Origin of the sequence: Paenibacillus sp. FSL H3-0329, from assembly GCF_037963285.1 — a bacterium.
Classification (GTDB): Bacteria; Bacillota; Bacilli; order Paenibacillales; family Paenibacillaceae; genus Paenibacillus_AQ; species Paenibacillus_AQ odorifer.
Map to the genome: position 1 here is coordinate 475,311 of NZ_CP150150.1, position 21,207 is coordinate 496,517.

The window sequence follows — 21,207 nt, forward strand, 5'->3', positions numbered from 1 at the left end:
TCAGTCACTTGTATCTTCATTATAACAGAAAAACGATGGCAAAACATTGAAGTGTATTGGCTCCATACCCGCTACAATTCCAGCTTAGGAATTATTTCTTAAAGGAGCGATACATACAAAAATCCCCGCCAGAGCATACTCTGACGAGGATTTATTGATGCGAATATTATTATCTCAGCCCAGACTTACGAACGGCTGCGTCCACTTGTCGAGCGGAGAATAAGGCTCACGATAAAGATCAGCACAACCGCACCGATCAAAGAAGGGAAGAAGTAGAAATCACTTACTTTAGGTCCCCAGCTTCCCAGAAGCACGCCACCGAGCCATGAACCGATAATACCAGCGATGATATTACCGATAACACCACCAGGAATATCTCTGCCCATAATCAGACCAGCCAACCAACCAATAACCCCACCAACGATTAACATCCATAGAAAACTCATGTTACTTCAACTCCTTCGTTTTGTTGTTTGCGATGTCTACTATTAACCTTTGTGACCATCTTTAAACCACATGGAAAAACTTACTTCTTCCGGAATAGTTAGGGAGTAGGCTCTAAATGCAGTTTCGATAATGTATTACAACTATAAACATGCTATAGTGAAAAAATATTATAAAATTATGAGTAAACCCCTATTAGTAAAGGGTAAGTAAGAAGTAATACAATACATAAAGATAAAGGAGCCACTATTATGGAACGGGCTAATGAGGCATTGTTTTATGTAGGAACGTATAACTCTGAGAATGAGAAGGCGATTCAGTTATGTGCGCTTAGTCTTTTATCGGGGGAAATGAGAATTCTTGAGGGTACCGAGGGAATTGAGAACCCATCGTTTTTAGCTGTGAATAGTGCAGGCAGCGTGTTGTATGCAGTTAGTGAGAAGGATCAAGGTGAGGTTTACGCATATGCAATTGATCCCGCAACTAAAGCGTTGCAATCACTTGGAAGTCGTTCTACGGAAGGCGGCGCTCCTTGTTATGTCTCCATTAGTCCTAAGGAAGATTACATATTCGTCTCCAATTACTCGGGAGGCAATGTTAATGCTTTTCCTGTAAATGAAGATGGTTCGCTTCAAGAAATGTCCGACCAAGTAAAACATGTGGGTTCAGGCATTCGTGAAGACCGTCAGGAGGCTCCGCATCCGCACTCTGTCATTCCGGACGCAAGTGGTAGACATGTGCTGGTGTGCGATTTGGGACTGGATCAAATTGTGATCTATCGCCCTGAAGAGGGCAAACTGGTAAAACATCGTGAGCTTAATCTGCCACCTGGTTCAGGTCCACGTCATCTGGCGGTGCATCCCTCTGGACAATGGATTTACCTGGCGAATGAACTGAATTGTACAGTAACGGCATTTGCTAATGATGAACAGGATGCAAATCTAAATAGTTTACAGCATCTTAGCACGCTTCCTGATAATTATACTGCTGGTAGTGACGATACAGCTTCCGATATTCATGTCTCCCCTTGTGGCAGATTCCTGTATGTCTCCAATCGCGGACAAGACAGTATCGCCCTGTTCCATATCGATAAATTAACGGGTCTGCTTGAAGCAGTGGATTGGCAGGTTACCGGCGGGCGTACTCCGCGTAACTTTGCAATTATTGGGGATAAGCTGCTTGCTGCTAATCAGAATAGTGATAATATTACCTCGTTCTCCATCGATAGTGAGAGTGGCAGATTAATCCCTACAGGAAATGAATTGGAAATGAAGTCACCTGTTTGTGTGCAAGCGTTGTAGGCTGAGACTAGGTTATTGTATGTCGTAAAAATAAGGGCTATTCCCGTAATCCATTCATTTTTTCGTGAGTGGAGGTTGGGAATAGCCCTATTTTGCAAATGAAGACCTAAGGATAATAGCAAGTGATTGTTAAAATGTATTTCTGATACCTAAATCGTAAAAACCGATGTCATCAAGCATGATCCGGTCGCCTTCTTCTTCAAGATAGAAGGTGATTTCCGTCAGGTTGTCAGGATCCAGCTCTGGTTCTTCCTCCTGAAATTGTTCGAACGGCATCTCGTAGGTTTGAAATACAGCTTCGGAAAGGTCGCCGTATTTGCCATCATTTATCCGCTCTTCAAGCCATGGGAATAACGTGAACTGAGTTTGTGGAAGTGGCAGTATATCCATTACTTCATCCAGCTTCAAGCGTGCTGAGGTATCGTTATGGTCAGTTAACTCCACCTCAACCTTTGGAGGTTGTGGAACATCCATTTCTTCATTCATGTCGTCATTCAGATTTGCCATGGAGAACGTAAGGCCATCTGCCCCTAAAAGAGCAGTTTCAGTACGGACACTGTCGTTAAGCTTAATGTTGTAATAAGCTTCTTCGTTTTTGCTGGCTGTGCGTTTAAGGACAACACCATAGGTGGCTTTGCTTTTCGACTCCCGGTCTTTAGCTAACTCTTCTGACCAAGAAATACCCGATGCTGCTGCTGTTCCCAGTTCTACAGTGTTTTTGTTACGGTCATCGTCAAATGTGGCTACAGGACGATATCCCCCGCTTTGGAATCTATTGTAGTAGGCGGTATCTGGTAACCACTTCAGCCCGCTGCGATAATCCCGGAACAAGCTTTGGTATTCCTCTTTTTCATGCAAGGTGGTCTCTAAGAAAGCTGATACATAGACCTTGGCGATTTGCCGTTGTTTGTCTGCATCCATGATTTGTGTCCGATTTAAAAAGAGTCCAGCTGGCAAGGTCTGATCATACCCGCCCCAATCGCTGTTGAATTGACTGTGATTGGCATCCGCAATATACAGCGAGCTTTTGAAAGCAGATGATCCTTGGGAATAGGAAGTGCGTATATACTGCCGATCACCATAGAAATCATGTACATCTCCATCGCGGGCTCCCTGCAAGGTCAAATAATTGATGTCTTTGAGACGGGCTTGCTGGTCATCTATTGTTTTGTCCGTCGGTGCAAGCGCGATTACAGAGGTTATATTAAAGCGATTAACTGCCGCCATCACCGGATCATCCTTAAACCAACGAGTGGCATCCGCGGCCATAGCTACGGCTTGTCCTCCGCGGCTATGGCCGAGCAGGGCGGTTTTTGTGAAATCTATTTTCTGATAAAAAGGACTGCCCGGATCATCTGAAAAATCTGCTAGCTGCTCTAAATGTTTCAGTAGGATCCAAGTACGTACTTTAAAATCATTGTCCGGAATGCCGGACCAAGCAGAATAATTCAGGAAATTCTCATCGAGCGAGATCGCGATAAATCCCCGGCTTGCCAATAGTTCGCCGAGATAAGCGTACCCGCCATCAGAGTAATCTTCCATCATATGATTGCCGTGCACCATCAGCACTACTGGATATGGACCTTCACCTTCTGGCATCCATACGCGACCATTCAGGGGAAGTGCCTTATAATCGAAACCCCAGAATAAAGTGCGCAGCTTTGACCAATCCTTAATATAAGCAGAAGCATCGGCCGTAGAGGATATCAAGCTTGTATCCTTGCCGTATTCGGCACGATGAAGATCGGTACCACTGGCATAGGTGAAGGTCTGATAAGCTAGATTGCCTGGTATTCCCGGATCGGAGGCTGTCAGTGGAACGACTTCCGTATCGTTGATATCGACCGACTCTGAAATAGGCAGTTCTTGTACTCCGCTTGCCAGCGCAAGTGGGGAAAAAGTCACCGCCACTGTTAGCAGAAGCCCTAGTGTTATTCTTTTGCTGCGGAGCAGGCCGATGGCTAATCCGCCTAATGCCCCTAGCAGTGCAAGCACGACCGCGATGACAACCGCGGCTTCAATCTCAAAATCTGCGTAATATAAGATTAGTAGAATAGCTCCAAAATCACTCAATACACAGCCTGCAAATAATCTTGGGATACGCAGTCCGGTCAACGCTAGCAGAACAGCTAAGATATTGCCGGAAATCGCCAGCAGGACAGTGCCTGCACCTGCAGCAAGAGCGATATCCGTAGGTTTACCTAATCCAGTAGGAATGCCTAACACGGCACTACTAAAGGCTAAAAAGCATACTATCCAAAGACCGGCTATAGCTGTTCTCCAAACTGCTGTATCGTAACGGTAGGTTCCCCTAATTCTTCGTCCAATTTCTTGAGCCATACGTCTGTGGAGCCGTGGTTTCAACGGCGCAGGGACGTACTCTAACTCCATACCCATGACTCTCTCCCCTGACATAAAGCGGTATTTTCTCTTAACCCATAAGCTGTAGCAATAATATTACTTTATAGCATCAATAACAAGTGGATCTTACAGGAACCGACCCCATAGCTTGTACGGTGTGGTGTGTGGGAGTTTTCTTTGACATAGGCTGGAAAAAAAGGTTTGACACAGTTAAAGGGTTTCAGTATTATATCCATATAAACCAACTAAGTAGATAGGAATAATTGAAGAAAGTTCTTACCGTACGAACGGAGGAACGCCTGCATTAGGCTCGCAGACACGGTCTTAGGACCGGTTTGACCTGCCATACGTAGGCTTTCCTCCGTTCTTTTTGTGTTACCCAAGGGTTGTCTGGTACGAAAAAACATGGGGGAGTGGAAGAGATGAAGAAAAAGATGAATAAAGGGCTTCTTGTAGGGTTTAGCTTGTTGCTGACGGCAGGGCTTACTGCTGCTTGCGGCAGCAATAACAATAACGGCAATAGTGCTAGTCCGGCAACAGACGCACCAGCAACAACCCATTCAGCGGAGGCCACAAATGCGGCTGAAGCAACAAAAACTCCATCTAAAGATCCAGTAGAACTACTGAACGTCTCATATGACCCTACTCGCGAATTGTACGAGAATTATAATAAAGCTTTTGCTGCCTATTGGGAGAAAGAAACAGGACAGAAGGTCACCATTAAACAATCCCACGGTGGATCAGGGAAACAAAGCCGTGCTGTGCTTGATGGTCTGGAAGCGGATGTTGTGACATTAGCACTTGGTTATGATATTGATGCCTTGCAGGAAAAGGGACTGATCAATGAGGGCTGGCAAAGTAAATTCGATCATAATAGCTCGCCTTACACCTCGACTATCGTGTTCCTTGTACGCAAAGGGAATCCGAAAGGAATCAAGGATTGGCCAGATCTGCTCAAAGAGGGCGTAGAGGTTATTACACCAAACCCGAAAACATCAGGTGGAGCACGCTGGAACTACTTGGCAGCTTGGGGCTACGCACTAGACCAGAACAATAACGATGAGGCTAAGGCTGAGGAATTTGTAAAAGAACTGTTCAAGCATGTGCCAGTGCTGGATACCGGCGCGCGTGGATCTACGACAACGTTTGTGGAGCGTGGAATTGGTGATGTGCTGATCGCATGGGAGAATGAAGCCTATTTATCTGTGGAAGAGCTGGGACCGGACAAATTTGATATCGTGAATCCTTCGGAGAGTATTTTGGCTGAACCGCCAGTAGCTATAGTAGATAAGGTTGTGGATAAAAGAGACACGCGTGAGGTATCCGAGGCGTACTTGAAGTACCTCTATAGTGAAGAGGGACAAAAAATCGCGGCTGAAAACTACTACCGTCCTACATTAGATAGCGTGAAAGAAGAATACAAAGATAAGTTCCCGGAAATCAAGCTGTTCACATTGGCTGACAAATTCGGAACCTGGAAAGAAACGCAAGAGAAGCATTTTAATGATGGCGGGATCTTTGACAAGATTTATGTGCCAGGTGCCAAATAACAGATGAATGAAACGCAGGATGTAATCATTGAGATTTGTCCCGGTAGGGGCTGATCGGCTAAAAGGCCGAAGGCGAGAAAGGATGAATAGGGGATGAATGTCACCACTACGGCTACACCAGCAGCAACACGGCGCAAAATACTGCCCGGCTTCGGGCTGACGATGGGCTACAGTGTACTATACCTGAGTCTAGTGGTTCTACTGCCACTTTCGGCGCTGCTGTTCAATTCTACAGGTCTGAGCTGGGCGAAATTCTGGGATGTAGCTACGGACCCGCGGGTATTAGCCTCGTATCGTGTGAGCCTGTCGACAGCTGCTGCGGCCGCTTTTGTAGATGCAATTCTAGGTCTTTTGCTGGCGTGGGTACTGGTACGTTATGAATTTCCGGGCAAAAGAATATTTGATGCGCTGATCGATCTCCCGTTTGCCTTGCCGACAGCGGTAGCCGGTGTCTCTTTGACGGCGCTCTATGCAGGAAATGGCTGGATTGGGTCTTGGCTTGAGCCGCTGGGATTAAAGGTGGCATTCACTCCGCTCGGGATTACCCTGGCTTTGATGTTCATCGGCATACCGTTCGTTGTCCGGACGGTGCAGCCGGTGCTGGAGGATTTGGACAGAGATATGGAGGAGGCTTCGGCAACCCTTGGCGCAGGCCGCTGGAGAACCTTTCGCTCAGTAGTTCTGCCTGAGCTGTTCCCGCCACTGCTAACAGGTTTTGCTCTAGCTTTTGCTCGGGGCATCGGTGAATTCGGCTCCGTTGTGTTCATCTCCGGTAACATGCCGATGAGGACGGAGATTGCTCCGCTGCTTATTATGTCTAAACTGGAGCAATATGATTATGCCGGAGCTACCGCCGTAGCCCTGCTATTGCTCCTCATCTCTTTCTTAATGTTACTTGTTATTAACACGCTTCAGCGCTGGGTTCGTAAGACTTCACGTTGAGGGTAATCGCCGTGACAGCAGACGTCTGAACATGTTCAAACTTAATCGGAGACACTCGATATCTGCCGTTGATACTGAATATTACAAGCTATTTTGTCTTCGTAAAACCCTTTAAAGGAGGAATAATTTTGGCCGGTACCGTCCCTCTCCATACCCCCCGGCTACAAAAGAATGCGTCCTCGTCCGCGACAACGGAAACCCCAATTGTAAAATGGGTGTTGATCGGAGCGGCTGGGCTAGTCCTTTTTTGGCTGATTGCTCTGCCATTAGTTGTTGTGCTAACCGAGGCGCTGAAGAAGGGCTGGGACGTATATATTGCTGCCCTGACTGATCCGGATGCCCGCTCAGCGCTGCGATTGACGCTGCTTGTTGCGGCGATAACTGTGCCTCTGAATACCTTTTTTGGTGTAACAGCGGCATGGGCTGTAACCAAGTTCCGTTTCCGCGGCAAAGGGTTTCTGATCACCTTGATTGATCTCCCTTTTGCAGTTTCGCCTGTCATCGGCGGGCTAATCTTTGTGCTCGTCTTCGGAGCAAACGGATGGTTTGGCCCTTGGCTGAGCGCTCATGATATCAAGATTGTATTTGCGCTTCCGGGTATCGTTCTAGCCACGTTGTTTGTGACGTTTCCTTTTGTAGCGCGTGAATTAATCCCGCTGATGGAGGATCAGGGTACACAGGAGGAAGAAGCGGCAATTACACTCGGAGCACATGGGTGGCAAATCTTTTTCAGAGTCACGCTGCCTAATATTAAATGGGGATTACTATACGGTATTATTTTGTGTAATGCGCGGGCCATGGGTGAGTTTGGTGCGGTTTCTGTGGTGTCCGGGCACATACGTGGGGAGACGAATACGCTGCCGCTGCATGTTGAGATTTTGTACAATGAATATCAATTTTCAGCATCTTTTGCAGTAGCTTCGTTGCTCCTGTTATTGGCTTTGGTAACGATGATTATTAAAAGCTGGTTGTCGCGAAAAAATGCCCATTGACATGACTTTTAGTTCCATGCTAAGTTAATTCATAGTATATTGGTTGGTAATAACGGAATTGAGAAAAAAAGAAATTTAGGCGGATATAATCCTTTGGTGAGAAAGGGAGGCTAGAGAATGGCTAAACCGCTGAAAGTGGACGATTTATGGCTTACGCGGATTGCAGGACTTCTGGATGATATGGAATTTGGCTCATTGCATATTGTGGTGCATGAAGGTCAGATTGTTCAGATGGAGCGTACGGAGCGCAAACGGTTTGAGAATAGCAGTGGCAACGCAAATGGACGTTATATTGGTGAAAGCGGCAGCCGGCGGGCCGATTCTCAATCGGCGGGACGTTGATTCAATCTCTGGGCAATCATAAAGATATATCTCATCTTTTTGGATAAAAGATTATGGAGTTGTCACATAAGCCACGTAATGGCTGCTGGGGCAACTCCTTTTCTTTGTATGCTTGGATATTCTGGCACGTATGACGCATCCCATCGGACTCAGTTGACGCTAAACGCAGTATTATGCCACATTTGCCACGCTAACGGACCGCATAGCTGCTATTGGCATAAAAAACACCACATATGGACCTGATTCTAAGCAATAACGTCCCTGGAGTCCGAAACCACGCTCCAAAAGCTGAAAAGGCGCAAATAACGTCATCTGGGTCCGTAGGTCGCAAGGAATGATGAGTGTTGAAGCAGACCGCTCATGAGTAAGAACACAGTAATATGTCATCCGGGTCCGTAGGTCGCCGGGAATGATGAGTGTTGAAGCAGACCGCTTACCAGTAAGAACACAGCAATACGTCATCTGGGTCCATAGGTCGCCGGGAATGATCTGTCTTTTTACGACTTTTACAAATGATTCGGCCCGTGGGACAGCTACATATTTTGATGACGCAGTAAGTTGTTAATAACGAGGGGCTTGGCGTGAGGCGGATACGCCCTCCATTAACAGGATGAACGCAGTGATGGCGTGCATAATCCAACCAACGATCGGAATAAAAGCTAAAATCGAGGTGATAATGCCCAGAATGTTACCCATGAATGGTTTATGCTCTCTCTGCAGCACAACAATGGCTACAGCGTGGAGCAAAAAGGCAATGGCCAAAGGGACCCAACCATTTGCAATGATAAAGAGTCCGCCGATCAACGGTAGAGCCAGAAAAGCTTCATAAAGGCATGTTCCCCATTTAAACAGCTTGGCTACAGGAGACATAATGCTTCACCCACCCTTTTATAAATATTGTTACAGATACTATTCCACACAGTCAGTAAAGGAATTCAAGAATATAAAACTTATCCCTCGGTTTCAAAAACATCCCTAGCAGTGAGCCTTGCCTGTGAACCATGCAGTCGTATATAGTGGGAACAGCAATGCTGAACGGAGGAGTGCGGGTGGAAACAACAAGTAAGCTTGATATACGTCATGAACAGCCTTCAGTGGAACAGTATTTGGCGCTGAGAAAAGAAGCTGGGCTGAGTGAAATGAGTGTGGAAGGTGCAGCGATCGGTTTGCCTCGTTCTATTTTTGCTGTAACTTTGTATGAGGAGAATAACCTAATCGGGATGGGACGGGTGATTGGCGATGGGGGATGTTTTTTTCAGGTCACGGATATCGCGGTCAAGCCTTTACATCAAGGACAAGGTTTGGGAAAGCTGATCATGCGGGAAATCAGAGAATTCCTTAATACTGTACCAGACAAGGCGTATGTAAGTCTGATTGCAGATGGAGAAGCCTCGAAGCTCTACGCACAATATGGTTTTGAACCGGTTATGCCACGTTCTCAGGGAATGTTTTTGCGTCGCTAAGCTAAGGCGAATACATGCTGCTTTTTTTAGTAGAGAGTGCCCCTTGTATTGGTTAAGGGGTTTTTGGTCTGAAAGCGGGTTAGTAGGTGCGATCTGGTTTCGATTGGATCTCAGGGGATAAATAATGTTTAAAGGCTGTAAGGGAAAAGCTATTCAGATGAGCATCAAAAAAATAATTGAGCAGAAGGCTGCACGATAATGGCTTTGCTCGTAGAATGTGAGGAACAACAAGATGGATGTTGTAATATTGGGCGCTTCAGGAACGATTGGAAAGGCAATTGTACAGGAGGCATTAAAAAGAAAACACGAAGTAACAGCTGCGGTACGCAATCCAGAGTCAATAACTCTCGAACACGAGCGTTTACATGTAACAACGGTGGATATTCTTGATCCGGCTTCAGTAGCAGCTGCAGTCCGTGGCCATGAAGAGGTAATCAGTGCTTATGGACCAGGAGCGGGGCAAGAGCAGGATCTGATTACGGCGGCAAAAGCGTTGGTGGAGGGTATGCAGACGGCAGGGTTAAATCGGCTGTTGGTTGTTGGAGGTGCAGGTAGCTTAAAGACTGAAACTGGAGAGCTGCTGATGAATACACCGGATTTTCCGGAAGAGTTTAAACCAGTTGCAGAGGCGCATGCGCAGGCTTATGAGATTTACAAAAATACAGAATTGGATTATACGTATCTCAGTCCTGCTGCGGTAGTTCATCCAGGTCGTCGTACAGGTCATTTCCGCATCGGATTGGACCGTCTTATTCTAGATGAGAATGGTGAAAGCAAGATTAGTGTGGAGGATTTCGCTGTAGCTATGGTGGACGAGCTGGAGGAAGGGAATTTTAGTCGGGCCAGATTTACTGTCGCTTACTGATATCAGACTTGCGCCGGACTTGCGCTCGGACTTGTACTTGGAATTGCGTGTGAAGCTTTGGAACGGTAGATAGCGGAAAGGGGCTAAATCATGTATCTGGTAACTGCTGAGCAAATGAGGCAGCTGGACAGCGAAACGATCCAGCAGCTGGGGATTCCAGCGATTGCGCTGATGGAGAATGCGGGAAGAGTTATCGCAGAGGAGATCATCGCGCTTTGCCGGGAGAGAGGCGGGGCAGGCTGCAGTAATGCAGCAGAAGGGAACGATGCCGGGCTAAAGGAGGCCGCGCTGGATGACCCAGGCAAGGCATTTAAGGTCAGCGCAGATCATGCGCTGACGCTTGCCTCTGCCGCAGCCGAGCGATGGTTCATCCTCGTCGGCAAAGGCAGCAACGGCGGCGATGGCCTCGCCGCCGCACGGTACCTTCGCGAGACCGGCATCGCCGTCACGCTCGTCTATGCGGTGCCGCCGGAGTCGCTCTCCGGCGAGGCCGCCCTGCAGCGCGATGCGGCTGCAGCCATGGGCCTGCCTGCCGTAGTATACGGCAGGGATCGGCTGGACCTTGCCGAGTGCAGCGGCATCCTGGATGCGCTGCTCGGCACCGGCGGCGCGGGAGCCCCGCGCGGCGCCTATGCGGAGCTGATTGCCGCAGCGAACAGCAGCGGTAAGGTCATTGTGTCCGCGGACATCCCCAGTGGTCTGAACGCGGACACAGGAGAGATGCATGAGCCTTGCATTCATGCATCTGTGACGGTATGCCTCGCCTTTCTCAAGCGAGGCCTCCTGCAATACCCCGGTGCAGGCGCAGCGGGGTATGTCAAGGTACGGGCCATCGGCATTCCGACTGCTCTGGCTCTTAACAGCGGTGTGCAGGCACACCTGCTGACACCGGAAGTGCTGCATGCCCATCTGGGTGTCGATCTGGCCCGGCGGCGATCGCCTGAAGGCCATAAGGGTACTTATGGGCATGTACTCCTTGCCGCCGGCACCCTACGGATGAGCGGTGCTGGACTACTCGCAGCCCGTGCTGCGCTACGCACGGGCTGCGGACTGGTGACGTGGGCGCTTCCTAAGAAGCTGTTACCTTCCGTCATCGGTGTTGTTCCTGAATTGATGCTGGCTGATGTAGGTGGCAGTGAAGAGGGAAACTGGGTGGCTGAGACCGTGTCAGAGCTACTGAAGTTAAGCGAAGAGCGAGATGTAATAGCTGTGGGTCCTGGTCTTGGACGGTTCCCGGGAGATACAGATTGGCTTCGCAGTCTTTGGGAAGGCAGTGATTGCCCGCTGGTTATCGATGCGGATGCCTTAAATATTCTGGCTGACTCCGATTATAAGAGTTGGGTGCGGCGTCATTCTGTAATTCTGACCCCTCACCCAGGTGAGATGGCTCGTCTAGCCAACCTAACTACGGCTGAGGTCCAGCGTGACCGGATCGGTCTGGCTATGGACTATGCCAAGGAGCATGGGGTTACACTTGTGTTAAAAGGAGCGCATACCGTGATAGCAACTCCTGAAGGGCAAGCTTATGTAAATACCACAGGCCATCCCGGCATGGGCACTGGTGGAGCCGGTGATGTGCTAACGGGCATGATTTCCAGCCTGCTGGCTCAGGGACTTCATGCTACGCAGGCAGCAGCTTTTGGGGTATACCTGCACGGATTAGCAGGAGAGAGAGCAGCCCGTCAGCGGAATAATCCGGCGGCTATCATTGCCGGAGATATCATTGAAGCGCTTTGAATACACCTAATAAGGCTTATGACAGCAGTAAACAGAGCAGTGGCAGAAACAGGGCGAATACTGGCAGCAACAGAGGGAATCTTTCCACACCAAGCTGGGTCACTCGAAGAATGAGCAGTCCCAGAATTCCACCCAGACCCCATAGCAGATACTCTGCACCTTGTTCCGCTGCCAGCCATAAACCTGCGCCGAAACCCGTGACGACGTATACAGCCAGAGGCAGGATTTGCGATTTCGAACGCAGAATATGCAGCAGTATATCCGCTACTAACGCCGCAGGCAATCCATAAGCATAAATGGCATAAGGAATCGATAGTGGCCAGCCTTCAGGGATTCCGTCGGATTGTGGAAATCCAAGCATAAGTAAGGTAACAAGGACGTAGGTTAACCCTGCGCAGGCTAATTTGGTTAATGCGTACATGCCACTGCTCAGGCGGACAGAAGAGATATCATAATCGTTTATCTTATTCATTTGATATACATTCCTCTCGTGGTGTAATGCATCAGCTGGTGACCATGTCTCCACCATTGACATGAATACATGTCCCGGTAACATACGAAGAATCCGGTCCCGCTAAATAAAGATAGGCTCCTGCTAACTCATATGGCTGTGCGGCACGTTTAAAGGGTGTATCCGTCCCAAATACACTAACCTCATCTGCGGAGTAGCTGGAGGGAATTAGTGGTGTCCATACGGGTCCGGGAGCTACACTATTGACACGAATGCCAGAGTCTACGAGTGATAAGGCTAAAGAGCGGGTAAAGGATACGATCGCACCTTTAGTTGAGGAATAATCTATAAGCTCTTTATTTCCTTGATAGGCAGTAATGGACGCAGTATTGATGATGGCTGCGCCTTTTTTTAGATGTGGAAGTGCGGCTTGCGTCAGGTAAAAGAATGGAAATATATTCGTCTGAAACGTTTGGTAGAGCTGTGCTTCCGTGATATCCAAAATACTTTTTTGTGGATACTGGACGCCATGATTGTTGACGAGGATGTCCAGCTTGCCAAAAGTGCGAAGGGTATGCTCCACAGCCTTGAAGCAGTTTTCCTTATGGCGTAAATCAACTTCGATCCGCAAACAACGTTGCCCTAATTCTTCAATTCGCCGCTGAGTGACCTCTGCATCTGAAGCTTCGTATAAATAAGCTATAGCGACATCTGCGCCTTCCTTTGCAAAAGCAATGGCCGCCGCTTTACCAATCCCGCTGTCGCCTCCGGTGATGAGTGCAATTTTTCCTTTCAGCTTTCCACTGCCGGCAATCTCCGGATCTTCACTGATGGGGCGAGGATTCATTAGACTCTCTAGACCTGGCTGACGGTCTTGGTGCTGCGGGGGAAAAGCAATAGGCTGTTCCTTACATATCGTTTGTTCCCCATAGTAGGGGTAGGTGGGATTCATTTTTACATACACTCCTCCTTGCCTTCTATCTTCCGTATATTTCTATGCATGCGCCTAGAAAAGCGTGCGCTGTTATCCAGTTATACCTGTGTTTATATCCTAGTCGGAGGGGCGTTTGTCCGAGATGAATGATTGGCGAAATATAGATTATTTGAATCACGGAACTCCAGTGCAAAAAGAGGTCTATGCCCTGTTAAGAAAATTAAATATTATGAGTTTGCTGGCCGACTATAACCCGGTGCTGGTTGGCACAGTGCCGCTTGGAATTCAGGTGAAGGGCAGCGACCTGGATATTATTTGTGAGGTTCATGATTCCGTAATGTTTACGGACATTGTTAGTCGATATTTCGGAACCATGGATGATTTTACTAGTGTATCGCGTGTGGTTGATGGGGTCCCTCGAACGAAAATTAACTTTATGGCCGGGGGCTGGCCTATAGAACTGTTTGGGCAGCCGCGACCCACAGCTCTGCAGAATGGTTACTTACATATGATCATTGAAGCGGAAATTCTAGCTCAGCTGGATAATGATTTTCGCCAGCAGATCATTACAATGAAAACGAACGGGTGGAAGACCGAACCTGCCTTCGCGCAAGTGCTGGGTTTGGAAGGTGACCCTTATGAAGCGCTGCTGATGCTGGAAAAGCTTCCGCGGAGTGCTCTTTATGCTTTTTGTCATTCTATACAAGCGAGGGGATAGACATGAATTATCGAGAGATGATTGCGGATGATTATGAAGCTGCCTACCAGCTATGGGAAAATACAGAGGGAATGGGACTCAGCGAAGCAGATTCGAGGCTGGAGATTGCGCATTATCTGGAGCGTAATGCTGGCTTCAGCCAGATCTGCGAGAATGAAGACGGGCGGATTGTAGGAACTGCATTGTGTGGACATGATGGGCGAAGAGGTTATATGTATCATGTGGCGGTTAGTAATGACTGCCGAGGCATGGGCATCGGGCGTGAGCTTGTAAAGCGTTGTCTCGGTAATTTACATGCAGCTGGTATTGCAAAATGCCATCTGATGGTTATAGGAACCAATGAACAAGGAAGAGGATTCTGGGAAGGGATAGGCTGGCAGTATAGAGGTGGAATTATGTTATACTCCCAGGATATCTTATGATACATAAGATGCGAAATGAAGATACTATCTAAGTATAATATCATTAGATTAGAAGTGGATATATCACAGCAAATGTAACGGTGAACTCCGACTGCCAGTGCAGTATACTATATATGAGTTTGATAATTGCCTATTTGCAGGCAGGAGGTCTTTTATGCGTTTTAAAGATGTGTTTTCAATTATTGGTCCGGCCATGGTCGGGCCTTCAAGCTCGCATACAGCTGGTGCAGCACGGATCGGAAGGGCTGCAAGGCAGGTGCTGGGTGAAGTGCCGCGTGTGGCAGAAGTGACGTTTTTTGGTTCTTTTGCAGCTACTTATCAGGGACATGGTACAGACCGGGCTATTGTCGGAGGACTTATGGATTACGCTACCGATGATCATCGGTTACCCGTCTCTCTGGAGTTGGCGGCTGAAGCTGGGATGGAAGTATCTTTTGAGCAAGGAACGGGATTGTTTCCTCATCCTAACACGGTTAAACTGCATCTTATCGGACAAGAGACAGGAAGTCAGCTGACTTTAACGGGGACATCCATCGGTGGTGGAAACATTGAGATCGTCGATGTGGATGGTTTTGGAGTAAAGCTTACGGGAATGTATCCGACGGTATTGATTCATCATATGGATTATTTAGGTGTTCTGGCGAGTGTTACAGAAGTGATGCGTAACGGACAATTTAATATAGGGCATATGTCTCTTGATCGGAAGAATCGCAGCGGTGCAGCCTTAACGGTACTGGAGCTGGATGAAGCTGCTACTCCTGAGCTTATTGAAGCGCTTAAAGCGCTCACTGCGGTGAAATCGGTGAAATTGGTTAATTTAAACGAAGGTAAGCAAGATGAGAAGGGGAAGGAAAGCTTAACATGAATTTTCAAACACTTAGCCAACTGGCTGTATTATGTGAGGAACGTGGCCTTACCATTGGAGCTCTTATGCTCGAAGAGCAAAGCGCGGAATCTGGACGTTCCAGTGAACAGGAATTTGCCACTATGCGTGAGTATTATGGGGTCATGAAAGAGGCTGTTCATCGTGGGATGCATGAAGACACCACTTCGCGCAGCGGCCTTACGGGAATGGATGCCCAGCGTGTAGGAGCCTATAACGCAGCAGATGAACCATGCCTAGGTGGACCCGCTGGTCAAGCAATGACCTATGCTTTGGCTGTATCCGAGGTTAATGCCTCAATGGGCCGAATAATTGCTACACCTACCGCAGGTTCATGCGGAATTATTCCGGGTGTATTTCTCAGCTGCCAGGAACGGTTTGGCTGGGATGATGATTATATGGTTTCCGGTTTGTTCGCTGCGGGAGCAATCGGTTATGTCATTGCCAACAATTCGTTTGTATCTGGCGCAGAGGGCGGCTGTCAGGCCGAGGTCGGATCGGCCATCGGGATGGCGGCAGGAGCTTTAACCGAACTGCGTGGAGGGACGCCTGCACAAGCAGTGCATGCTGTTGGACTGGCGCTTAAGAACACATTAGGACTGATTTGCGATCCGGTGGGAGGACTTGTAGAGATTCCTTGTATCGTTAGAAACGGATTCGGTGCAGTGACCGCGCTCGCCGCCGCCGATATGGCACTGGCTGGTGTACGTAGCGTGATCCCTTCAGATGAAGTAATCAAGGTCATGCTTGAGGTAGGCTCAGCTATGCCAGAAAAACACCGCGAGACCGCAGGTGGCGGATTAGCACAGACACCTACCGGCCGCAAGATCATGCAGGATTTACGTAAAAAGAAATAATTTTAGAGCATTTTGAAACGTTCCAACTGTTCCCATAAGCCTTCCTTCCGAAGGATTTCTGCTTGTTTGGGTCCCATAAGGTCAAAGTGGGGGAATGGGGAACGATTATGAATATATTTAGCCGGCAGTCCATTTTCCTCACACCAATAGGTTAATCTGGTTAGGTCACTACAGCCTACCTTGGTGACAGTAGTCATGCCGGGAAAACGCGGGTCTAGCCAGTAATGGGTTAAGAAGGCGATTTCTCCTGCGGAGACTGCTTTTTTCCAGCGGGTTAATTCTTCTCTGTTGATGCCGAAGGCCATTACGTCTCCTCCTTATCTAGTATAGTTGACAACATTATAACCCATTGAAAGGGGATTACATCATGAACGGACAGGTAAGAGCCGATATTCGTCCTGGGCTTGAAGTGGATATTGTGCTTAAGCAGGATCAGCCGACGGGTAAGCTAACACATGGAACGGTGAAGGATATTCTCACCAACTCACCTCGACATCCGCATGGCATCAAGGTGCGTTTAACCAGTGGACAGGTAGGACGAGTTAAAAATATTGTTGCTAACTAATAATAAAATTCACCTTTAATTTAAAAGCGCCCCTAATCAACTGAGATTGGGGCGTTTTTCTATTTTATCTGCTCATAAAATCCTCAACGGACTGATCGGCCTTGGTCTGATTACATAACGTACAAGCGCAAACGCAATTATCCGGAGTAGTATGACCACCTTTAGCACGGGGCAGCAGATGATCTATAGTGTCTCCATAGGAGCCACAGAAGTAGCAGGTATAGTTGTCTCTGGTCAATATATAAGCACGGAAATCCTTATTGCTGTATATCCTGCGGATGGTTCGGCGATTCACTACGATAGCGGCATGTTCTCTGACTAGAGTAACCGCAAGCTCGTAGTCAATTTCCTGATGCCAGCGCCGTCCTTTATCACTGTGGCCACGCATTAGAATTTTCCCTTTGGCAGAGGGAATCAATTGCGTTGGATCTTTGGGACTCAGTTTCGCGCCTTGAGAATGAGAATGTTTCCTTCGTTGTTCCAAGCCCCGTATGCGCTGATTTGGGTTGGATTGCGGTGAAGAAGCAACCGTGGGAGAAGGCTTTCCTTGTTTGGAGCGTTCCTTGACAGCTGAAGAAGGGGGTTGAATGGTATCAGGTTGTACTGGAATGGGACCTGCTGCAAGAGTGAGATCTATGTTTTGTCGTTGTTTGCGGCACTCCCGACAAGCACCACGGCGAGACTGGCCTTTGGAACGTTTGCCGGTACGTTTACGAAATTCAGAGAGCGGCTTCTGTTGCTGGCAATAGGTGCATTGTTTGGTGGATAAAAGATGGGTATCGTTCATAGATATGTTAGGTTCAGCGCGTCTTTGCGCCCGTCCTGTCTCCTTGTTTTTTAGGATCCAATGTATTTTATTTATTAGATTCAGTCGGCAGGGTTAACATTTCGTTCTAATCTTAGTATAGCGTAAAATACAATCGTTCACATCGCACTCAAAAAAAGCTTAAATACGGCTTTTTGTGTGATATCTATCTTGGTGACGTTCAGGAAAAACATGTAAAATTGAAAAGAGCAGTAAGGAATGCTCTACTTTTTTAACATGGGAAGGGGTATTGAAATGGAACCAACCAAAAGAAGGCCGTTTACGGTAACATTGCTTTATATTCTTCATATATTTTTGGGGGTTGGAGCGTTAGCAGGAGGCGGGTCAATGGTCATAGATCCTAGTGGTGATCTGATACACATGCCCACATCTATGCTGGAAAGATCGCCATTTTCAGATTTTTTAATTCCGGGTATTCTGCTATTCATCGTATTTGGTATCCTGCCCTTGTTTGTGTTTTATGGGTTGATCAAGAGACCAGAATTGCGCTGGGTGAATACTTTGAATCCCTTTAAGAAATTATATAGCTTCTGGGCATTGTCCCTATATATCGGATTTGGGTTAATTATTTGGATTATGGTGCAGACGTATATGTTGAACAGTGTGGCAATCATACATCTGATCTATATGAGTCTAGGGCTTTTGATCCAAGTCTTTACGCTGCTTCCTTCCGTACAAAGTTACTTTTTGCTGGACGGCGGTACCGAAAGACGTTAAAATTGCAGTGAACAGAAGGTATCAGAAGGTATTTCATTAGTCTGGGCAAGGAGTGAACCGGATTGACAACTATATATGATATTGCCAAAAGAACCGGTTACTCTCCTACAACGGTATCCAAGGCGTTTAATAATTATTCCGATGTACGGGAGAAGACTCGCCAGGAAATTTTCCGGGTTGCCCAAGAAATGGGATATTTGCCGAATTCCCATGCCCGTACACTGACTACTAAGAAATCATGGACCATCGGTGTATTGTTTGTAGAGAATACGGGATTTGGTATTCGCCATCCCTTTTTTAGCGCTGTGATTGAGAGCTTTAAGAAGGTTGCTGTGGATAAGGGGTATGCCCTCATGTTTATTTCCAAGGATGTTGGAGGTAAACAAAGTGGTTATTTGGAGAATTGCCGAATCCGTGGTGTAGATGGTGTTGTCGTATTCTTGTCTGATTACGAGGACCCTTATTTCCGTGAGCTGCTAGAGAGTGATATTCCTACTGTGATTCTGGATTTTGAGACTACGCAGTCGCATACGGTATGTTCGGATAATACGGCTGGAGCTCAGCTTGCGATAGAGTATTTAGTTTCTTTGGGTCATCGCAAGATTGCTCATATTTCCGGAGGTATGAACACTTTCCCTGGTAAAACCCGGGAGTTAGGATATAAGAACGCTATGAAGCAGCAGGGGCTTGAAGTGCTGGAGTCCTATGTTGTGAATGGAGCTTTTTATTCTCGTGAAAGTGGTTATCAAGCGATGCTGGAGCTTCTTAAGCTGCCTGATCGGCCAACCGCTGTTTTTGCTTCGGGTGACATGTTAGCTTTAGGGGCTATTATGGCGGTAAAAGATAGTGGACTTTCCGTACCGCTGGACATTTCAGTTGTGGGGTACGATGATATTGATCTAGCTGAGTATGTTACACCTGCATTGACAACCATTCGTCAGGATACGGAACTTTTAGGAAGCCGAGCAGCGGACATTCTTTTAGCATCGATTGAAGGGAAACAGTTGGATAAGGAAGCGGTTCTAGTTCCGGTAGAAGTGATCGAACGGGAATCCTGTGCGCCTCCGAGTGGAAATTAGGGCTGTATCAAATTCCATAAGTACAGAGAGCAGGCTGCTGCCCACAGGATAAATCTTGACGAAAAGAAAAGAGTCCTGATAAAGTAGAGGACATCATAGCTCGAATTCTTCCTATGTGGTATTTGCTACAGCTTATTCAGAGGAATGGGGCTATAATGGGTATATTGTTATGCCGCTTTTTTTTCCTGCTCTTCGTTAGATCATTTTTTTTCGCAACAATCGAAACCGGTTTCGATTTTAGGTTTCGAATGAGCTGAAATCAAAGTTTACCGAAGGCTTTCTTGAATTTTCTCAAACGTTTCAGTGGCCCATCGCTCCGAACCCTAACATCGGATGGTGATCCAGTAAAGACAGTGCTTGTTGTTAGTAACAAAACAATTAGAGGAGATGGATGAAATGGCAAAAGTTCAAACTGTAGTAACTGCAAAAGATACAGGGGAACGCTTAACTCCGAAAGAGGCAATTGTTTTTAGCACAAGAGTAGATTCTGGATCTGCCGATGTAGAGCTTAAGCCAGAGCAGGAGTTCCAAAAGATGATAGGATTTGGCGGCGCTTTCACAGAAGCTGCGGCATATACGTTGTCACGGCTCAGTCCTGAGAAACGGGCAGAGGTTATTCATCGCTACTTTCATCCGGTAGAGGGATTAGGCTATAACATGGGTCGTGTTCATATTCATAGCTGTGATTTTGCGCTTGGAAATTATACTTATGTCGCTGATCATGATACGGAGCTGGCTACCTTTGATATCTCCCATGATCATAAGTGGGTGCTTCCGCTGATTAAGGATGCAATGCAGGTAAAAGGTGGACCGTTCACGATGTTGGCCTCTCCTTGGAGCCCTCCGGCATGGATGAAAACAAATGGTGAAATGAATAATGGAGGATCGCTCAAGCCAGAATACGCTGAAGTTTGGGCACGCTACTATACCAAATTTATTGAAGCTTATGGGAAGGAAGGCGTACCTATTTGGGCGGTTTCCGTGCAGAATGAGCCGGCTGCTGTTCAAGTCTGGGATTCTTGCATTTATAGTGCGGAAGAGGAACGCGATTTTGTTAAAAATCATCTCGGTCCAGTGATGCAGCAGGCAGGCCATTCCGATGTGAACATTGTTATCTGGGATCATAACCGCGATATTATGGTCGAACGTGCTTCGGTCGTGTTGTCTGATCCTGAAGCTGCACAATATGTGTGGGGTACAGGCATCCACTGGTATGGTGGTGAGGAGTTCGACAAGGTAGAGAAGGTACATGATCTATTTCCTGACAAACATCTATTGTTCACTGAGGGCTGTCAAGAGGGCGGCGTCAAGCTTGGCGAATGGTTTACAGGTGAACGTTACGGCAGAAATATGATTGGGGATCTCAATGCATGGACAGAAGGGTATCTGGACTGGAACCTGGTACTGGATGAGACCGGCGGGCCCAATCATGTAGGGAATCTCTGTGATGCTCCAATTATTGCAGATACAACAACAGACGAATTGCACTATAACAGCTCTTATTATTATATCGGGCATTTCAGTAAATTTATCGCGCCAGGTGCGGTACGGATTGGCTTTACTTCTGAAGCGGAAGGAATCCTATCCACAGCATTCCGTAATCCGGACGGCAGCCTTGCTGTCATATTGATGAATGAGAGCGAAGAAGCTCGCACGGTAACCTTGGGGCTTGGCGAAGAGATTGCCAACTGCGAGCTATCCCCTCATTCTATCGTAACGCATCTGATTTCATAAATAAGTAACAGTTTAGGAGGACAT

At 47.3% G+C, this 21,207-nt stretch carries 23 protein-coding genes; 16 read left to right on the top strand and 7 right to left on the bottom strand.

The window, feature by feature from the left end; all coding sequences use genetic code 11:
* Nucleotides 1-185 precede the first annotated feature (185 nt).
* The gene (locus NSQ66_RS02125) at nt 186-446 is read right to left on the bottom strand and encodes a GlsB/YeaQ/YmgE family stress response membrane protein (RefSeq protein WP_036682650.1); all 261 of its coding nucleotides are present in this window, start codon (nt 444-446) and stop codon (nt 186-188) included.
* Nucleotides 447-695: 249 nt separating this feature from the next.
* Here NSQ66_RS02125 and NSQ66_RS02130 point away from each other — a divergent pair, with 249 nt between their 5' ends.
* Nucleotides 696-1,745: a lactonase family protein gene (locus tag NSQ66_RS02130; RefSeq protein WP_076215053.1), complete on the top strand. Its 1,050-nt coding sequence runs from the start codon at nt 696-698 to the stop codon at nt 1,743-1,745.
* 129 nt (nt 1,746-1,874) lie between these two features.
* Here the strand turns inward: NSQ66_RS02130 and NSQ66_RS02135 are convergent, their stop codons facing one another.
* Nucleotides 1,875-4,142 (bottom strand): alpha/beta hydrolase, encoded by a 2,268-nt coding sequence (locus tag NSQ66_RS02135; protein ID WP_339279522.1) that lies wholly within the window; start codon nt 4,140-4,142, stop codon nt 1,875-1,877.
* A gap of 386 nt (nt 4,143-4,528) precedes the next feature.
* Between NSQ66_RS02135 and NSQ66_RS02140 the strand changes: the two genes are divergently transcribed.
* From NSQ66_RS02140 to NSQ66_RS02155, 4 genes are all read left to right on the top strand, one after another.
* Complete coding sequence (locus tag NSQ66_RS02140; RefSeq protein ID WP_076101315.1) at nt 4,529-5,656, top strand: sulfate ABC transporter substrate-binding protein; 1,128 nt, start codon at nt 4,529-4,531, stop codon at nt 5,654-5,656.
* Nucleotides 5,657-5,749: 93 nt separating this feature from the next.
* Complete coding sequence (cysT, locus tag NSQ66_RS02145; RefSeq protein ID WP_076101316.1) at nt 5,750-6,598, top strand: sulfate ABC transporter permease subunit CysT; 849 nt, start codon at nt 5,750-5,752, stop codon at nt 6,596-6,598.
* A 128-nt stretch (nt 6,599-6,726) separates the two neighbouring features.
* Nucleotides 6,727-7,590, top strand: coding sequence for a sulfate ABC transporter permease subunit CysW (cysW, locus tag NSQ66_RS02150; RefSeq protein WP_076101318.1), 864 nt, complete (start codon nt 6,727-6,729; stop codon nt 7,588-7,590).
* 117 nt (nt 7,591-7,707) lie between these two features.
* Complete coding sequence (locus tag NSQ66_RS02155; protein WP_076101319.1) at nt 7,708-7,932, top strand: YezD family protein; 225 nt, start codon at nt 7,708-7,710, stop codon at nt 7,930-7,932.
* 561 nt (nt 7,933-8,493) lie between these two features.
* Here the strand turns inward: NSQ66_RS02155 and NSQ66_RS02160 are convergent.
* On the bottom strand, nt 8,494-8,802 hold the full coding sequence (locus tag NSQ66_RS02160; RefSeq protein ID WP_076179470.1) for a hypothetical protein: 309 nt from the start codon (nt 8,800-8,802) through the stop codon (nt 8,494-8,496).
* A gap of 179 nt (nt 8,803-8,981) precedes the next feature.
* Between NSQ66_RS02160 and NSQ66_RS02165 the strand changes: the two genes are divergently transcribed.
* The 3 genes from NSQ66_RS02165 to NSQ66_RS02175 all read left to right on the top strand — a co-directional run bounded on the left by NSQ66_RS02165 (nt 8,982) and on the right by NSQ66_RS02175 (nt 11,997).
* Nucleotides 8,982-9,395, top strand: a complete 414-nt coding sequence (locus NSQ66_RS02165; protein WP_256715950.1) for a GNAT family N-acetyltransferase — start codon at nt 8,982-8,984, stop codon at nt 9,393-9,395.
* A 232-nt stretch (nt 9,396-9,627) separates the two neighbouring features.
* The gene (locus NSQ66_RS02170; protein ID WP_076101322.1) at nt 9,628-10,260 is read left to right on the top strand and encodes an NAD(P)-dependent oxidoreductase; all 633 of its coding nucleotides are present in this window, start codon (nt 9,628-9,630) and stop codon (nt 10,258-10,260) included.
* Between the two features lie 90 nt (nt 10,261-10,350).
* The gene (locus NSQ66_RS02175; RefSeq protein WP_076101324.1) at nt 10,351-11,997 is read left to right on the top strand and encodes a bifunctional ADP-dependent NAD(P)H-hydrate dehydratase/NAD(P)H-hydrate epimerase; all 1,647 of its coding nucleotides are present in this window, start codon (nt 10,351-10,353) and stop codon (nt 11,995-11,997) included.
* A gap of 16 nt (nt 11,998-12,013) precedes the next feature.
* Here the strand turns inward: NSQ66_RS02175 and NSQ66_RS02180 are convergent, their stop codons facing one another.
* The gene (locus tag NSQ66_RS02180; RefSeq protein WP_051491252.1) at nt 12,014-12,469 is read right to left on the bottom strand and encodes a hypothetical protein; all 456 of its coding nucleotides are present in this window, start codon (nt 12,467-12,469) and stop codon (nt 12,014-12,016) included.
* A 31-nt stretch (nt 12,470-12,500) separates the two neighbouring features.
* On the bottom strand, nt 12,501-13,400 hold the full coding sequence (locus tag NSQ66_RS02185; RefSeq protein ID WP_038568476.1) for an SDR family oxidoreductase: 900 nt from the start codon (nt 13,398-13,400) through the stop codon (nt 12,501-12,503).
* Nucleotides 13,401-13,524: 124 nt separating this feature from the next.
* Here NSQ66_RS02185 and NSQ66_RS02190 point away from each other — a divergent pair, with 124 nt between their 5' ends.
* From NSQ66_RS02190 to sdaAA, 4 genes are all read left to right on the top strand, one after another.
* Nucleotides 13,525-14,100, top strand: coding sequence for a DUF4269 domain-containing protein (locus NSQ66_RS02190; RefSeq protein ID WP_038574055.1), 576 nt, complete (start codon nt 13,525-13,527; stop codon nt 14,098-14,100).
* A gap of 2 nt (nt 14,101-14,102) precedes the next feature.
* On the top strand, nt 14,103-14,522 hold the full coding sequence (locus NSQ66_RS02195) for a GNAT family N-acetyltransferase (protein WP_339279525.1): 420 nt from the start codon (nt 14,103-14,105) through the stop codon (nt 14,520-14,522).
* Nucleotides 14,523-14,676: 154 nt separating this feature from the next.
* Entirely contained in the window at nt 14,677-15,387 is a 711-nt protein-coding gene (gene sdaAB, locus NSQ66_RS02200; RefSeq protein ID WP_339279527.1) for an L-serine ammonia-lyase, iron-sulfur-dependent subunit beta, read from the top strand.
* The gene (sdaAA, locus tag NSQ66_RS02205; protein WP_339279529.1) at nt 15,384-16,262 is read left to right on the top strand and encodes an L-serine ammonia-lyase, iron-sulfur-dependent, subunit alpha; all 879 of its coding nucleotides are present in this window, start codon (nt 15,384-15,386) and stop codon (nt 16,260-16,262) included. Before sdaAB ends, sdaAA begins: the two co-directional genes overlap by 4 nt.
* 2 nt (nt 16,263-16,264) lie before the next feature.
* Here sdaAA and NSQ66_RS02210 read toward each other — a convergent pair whose 3' ends face one another.
* Nucleotides 16,265-16,567 carry a hypothetical protein gene (locus NSQ66_RS02210; protein ID WP_036682619.1) on the bottom strand — a complete coding sequence of 101 codons (303 nt, stop codon included), beginning with the start codon at nt 16,565-16,567 and terminating at the stop codon, nt 16,265-16,267.
* A 62-nt stretch (nt 16,568-16,629) separates the two neighbouring features.
* Between NSQ66_RS02210 and NSQ66_RS02215 the strand changes: the two genes are divergently transcribed.
* The gene (locus NSQ66_RS02215) at nt 16,630-16,827 is read left to right on the top strand and encodes a YwbE family protein (RefSeq protein WP_036682616.1); all 198 of its coding nucleotides are present in this window, start codon (nt 16,630-16,632) and stop codon (nt 16,825-16,827) included.
* Nucleotides 16,828-16,891: 64 nt separating this feature from the next.
* On the opposite strand, the gene NSQ66_RS02220 is transcribed toward NSQ66_RS02215, so the two are convergent.
* Nucleotides 16,892-17,614: an HNH endonuclease signature motif containing protein gene (locus NSQ66_RS02220; protein ID WP_339279531.1), complete on the bottom strand. Its 723-nt coding sequence runs from the start codon at nt 17,612-17,614 to the stop codon at nt 16,892-16,894.
* Between the two features lie 366 nt (nt 17,615-17,980).
* Between NSQ66_RS02220 and NSQ66_RS02225 the strand changes: the two genes are divergently transcribed.
* From NSQ66_RS02225 to NSQ66_RS02235, 3 genes are all read left to right on the top strand, one after another.
* Nucleotides 17,981-18,370 (top strand): hypothetical protein, encoded by a 390-nt coding sequence (locus NSQ66_RS02225; protein ID WP_235219475.1) that lies wholly within the window; start codon nt 17,981-17,983, stop codon nt 18,368-18,370.
* 62 nt (nt 18,371-18,432) lie between these two features.
* The gene (locus NSQ66_RS02230) at nt 18,433-19,449 is read left to right on the top strand and encodes a LacI family DNA-binding transcriptional regulator (protein WP_076101327.1); all 1,017 of its coding nucleotides are present in this window, start codon (nt 18,433-18,435) and stop codon (nt 19,447-19,449) included.
* Nucleotides 19,450-19,845: 396 nt separating this feature from the next.
* Nucleotides 19,846-21,183, top strand: coding sequence for a glycoside hydrolase family 30 protein (locus tag NSQ66_RS02235; protein WP_076101329.1), 1,338 nt, complete (start codon nt 19,846-19,848; stop codon nt 21,181-21,183).
* Nucleotides 21,184-21,207 lie beyond the last annotated feature (24 nt).